The following is a 2,215-nucleotide window of genomic DNA, read 5'->3' as shown; positions in this document are numbered from 1 at the left end:
ACATACGGCTGCGCCGCCGGTGTCCGGCGGCGCAGCCGTTTCCGGCCACGTCGCGGCGGCGGAGCGGGTCAGCGGCATGGACGGTGCCCGATTCCTGGTACTCCCGCCCTGAATGGGGGGATGCTGGATGTGACTCGGGCCACGCGTATTGCCCGTAACGCTTCGCGTCGCAGCGCGATGACTCAAGAGGTGACAGCCGCGGAGGGAATACAGAACCGGAGCCCGTTGCTCCGATGAGGCGCTGTATTTCTCCACTGCCCAGCCCGCGCCGCCGGTTCATCCCCACCGGCGGTCCGCCGTTTCCATCGTTCCGAGAGGTTGTTCGTGTCGGCCAGCACATCCCGTACGCTCCCTGCGGAGATCGCCGAGTCCGAATCCGTGGTGGCGCTCATCGAGCGGGGAAAGGCTGAGGGTCAGATCGGCGGCGACGACGTGCGCCGGGCCTTCGAGGCTGACCAGATTCCGCCAACCCAGTGGAAGAACGTTCTGCGCAGCCTCAACCAGATCCTCGACGAGGAGGGTGTGACGCTGATGGTGAGTGCCGCGGAGGCTCCCAAACGCACCCGTAAGAGCGTCGCTGCGAAGACCCCGGCCAAGCGCACCGCGACCAGGTCGGTCGGGGCCAGTACCGCCGCCGCCGCGAAGCAGGCGGTCGGCAAGCCGGAGGCGCCCGCGGAGGTCACCGCGCCCGCCGCAGAGGAGGCCGTTGACGTGACCGCAGCCGAGATCGCCGCCGAACCGGTCAAGAAGACCGTCGCGAAGAAGGCCGCCAAGAAGCCAGCCAAGAAGGCGGCCGCGAAGAAGGCCGCCGCCCCGAAGAAGACGGCCAAGAAGTCCGTCGTCGACGAGATCCTGGAAGGCCCTGACGAGGCGGCCCAGGAGACGCCGGCCAAGCCGAACAAGCCCGGCGCGGAGGACGGCCCGACCGCCGAGGTGAAGAACGAGAACGAGGGCTTCGTCCTCTCCGACGACGACGAGGACGACGCCCCGGCTCAGCAGGTCGCCGCCGCCGGTGCCACGGCCGACCCGGTCAAGGACTACCTCAAGCAGATCGGCAAGGTCCCCCTCCTCAACGCCGAGCAGGAGGTCGAGCTGGCCAAGCGGATCGAGGCGGGTCTGTTCGCGGAGGACAAGCTCGCCGCCGCCGACAAGCTGGCGCCGAAGCTCAAGCGCGAGCTGGAGATCATCGCCGAGGACGGCCGCCGGGCCAAGAACCACCTGCTGGAGGCAAACCTCCGTCTCGTGGTCTCGCTGGCCAAGCGCTACACCGGCCGCGGCATGCTCTTCCTCGACCTGATCCAGGAGGGCAACCTCGGGCTCATCCGCGCGGTCGAGAAGTTCGACTACACCAAGGGCTACAAGTTCTCGACCTACGCGACCTGGTGGATCCGGCAGGCCATCACCCGCGCCATGGCCGACCAGGCCCGCACCATCCGTATCCCGGTGCACATGGTCGAGGTCATCAACAAGCTCGCGCGCGTCCAGCGTCAGATGCTCCAGGACCTGGGCCGCGAGCCCTCCCCGGAGGAGCTGGCCAAGGAACTCGACATGACCCCCGAGAAGGTCGTCGAGGTGCAGAAGTACGGCCGCGAGCCGATCTCTCTGCACACCCCGCTCGGTGAGGACGGCGACAGCGAGTTCGGCGACCTCATCGAGGACTCCGAGGCGGTCGTCCCGGCCGACGCGGTCAGTTTCACGCTCCTCCAGGAGCAGCTTCACTCGGTGCTGGACACGCTCAGTGAACGTGAGGCCGGCGTGGTCTCGATGCGCTTCGGTCTCACCGACGGTCAGCCGAAGACTCTCGACGAGATCGGCAAGGTCTACGGCGTGACGCGTGAGCGCATCCGGCAGATCGAGTCCAAGACGATGTCCAAGCTGCGCCACCCGTCCCGTTCCCAGGTGCTGCGCGACTACCTGGACTGAGGAGAGCGGCTGAAGAGGCCCCTGACCTGCGCTGATGCGGGTCGGGGGCTTCTTGGTGTGTGAGCGTACCGCTTCCAGCACAGGTATCACAGGTCCTCGGACGGAGTACGCTCGAACAGCATGAACCTGCACGAACTGCTCTCCTCGTGGCTCGTCCACCTCAAGGCCGAGCGGAAGTCTCCCGAGACCCTGAAGTCTTACAGCCGAGGCGTGGGCGCCTTCCTAGCCTGGTGCGAGGCGAACGGAGTAGCTCCGTCACTCGACCGGGTTTCGGTCAACGCATGGACTGCGC

The 2,215-nt window shown here is 67.2% G+C and carries 1 protein-coding gene; it reads left to right on the top strand.

Going from position 1 to position 2,215, the window contains the following annotated elements; genetic code table 11:
• Positions 1-324: 324 nt before the first annotated feature.
• Positions 325-1,923: an RNA polymerase sigma factor gene (locus tag ACRDP3_RS06550; RefSeq protein WP_431515872.1), complete on the top strand. Its 1,599-nt coding sequence runs from the start codon at positions 325-327 to the stop codon at positions 1,921-1,923.
• Positions 1,924-2,215: the final 292 nt, after the last annotated feature.

This window comes from Streptomyces sp. (genome assembly GCF_050698815.1).
In the GTDB taxonomy this organism is placed as follows: domain Bacteria; phylum Actinomycetota; class Actinomycetes; order Streptomycetales; family Streptomycetaceae; genus Streptomyces.
The sequence above is the reverse complement of the archived record's forward strand: the minus strand, read 5'-3'. Positions and strand labels throughout refer to the sequence as shown.